The 867-nt window shown below is 47.1% G+C and carries 2 protein-coding genes; both read right to left on the reverse strand.

Going from position 1 to position 867, the window contains the following annotated elements; all coding sequences use genetic code 11:
* Nucleotides 1–41: 41 nt before the first annotated feature.
* The gene (locus M5G17_RS27775; RefSeq protein WP_420793618.1) at nt 42–200 is read right to left on the reverse strand and encodes a colicin E5-related ribonuclease; all 159 of its coding nucleotides are present in this window, start codon (nt 198–200) and stop codon (nt 42–44) included.
* Between the two features lie 12 nt (nt 201–212).
* The gene (locus M5G17_RS27390; RefSeq protein ID WP_273895979.1) at nt 213–533 is read right to left on the reverse strand and encodes a hypothetical protein; all 321 of its coding nucleotides are present in this window, start codon (nt 531–533) and stop codon (nt 213–215) included.
* Nucleotides 534–867: the final 334 nt, after the last annotated feature.

The raw sequence follows: 867 nt of genomic DNA on the forward strand, positions 1-867 counted from the left end.
TTGATCGGAGAATCCCTAAAAGGCAAGAACTCTACGAAAAATCAGGCCGCCACGGGCCATGACGAGATTTCAAAGGTTTTCATACAGAACCTAGTCACAACCGCTTTAACAGGGTTGTCGATTGCAGACTGTATAGAGCTTTCCGTCCAGCCTCGCTTGCCCATTTGATCGGCGATCTTTGGCTCAATCGTTGTTGATATTCCTTTGGGACCTTATAAAGGATGATCCTTGAGAAAGGCACTCAGGTCTTCGCTGGAAATCCCTGGCGCCCCAGCCTGAAGCCACTGATCAAACGCATCAGGAAAGGCAGCATAATGCTTTCCATCTTTATGCTCTCCTGAAGAAGGAACACCGAACTCCGAGACAAATCTTAAATGGTGCACTACAAGAATCCACAAACGACGAAATTCCGGTTCTTGAGGGGCACCTAAAGAACCCTCAGAAATATAAGAAGACTCCCCCTCAACAAGATCCAATACATCTTTAGCACGCCCAACAGCAACTAGTTTCCTAATGGCTTCTACCTTTCCCATGTCACACCTCACTTTCAAGGCGAAAAAATCACTCCTTCACCCATACCGGAAATCTCAACCTTCTTAAATCCTAGCAAACTCATTGACTTCCCTATCGGCGTGCTCCAGACAGCTTCTTCTTTAGAGAGCCCTGACATTGTTGCAGTTCTAAAAAACTGTAAATTTGTGTCACCTAGCTTTGCCGAAACAACTTTCACATTTCCAGGACCGACAGACTCAATTGTAGTGGTCTACTAACCCCGGACACCCATTTAGGCGAGAATGCTCGCCACAGAGAGGTGTCTGATGACCAAGCAACGCCGTAAGCGTCCGGCGAACTCACCTTGCGTAAGTC

This window comes from Pseudomonas rubra, assembly GCF_028656935.1.
GTDB lineage: Bacteria > Pseudomonadota > Gammaproteobacteria > Pseudomonadales > Pseudomonadaceae > Aquipseudomonas > Aquipseudomonas rubra.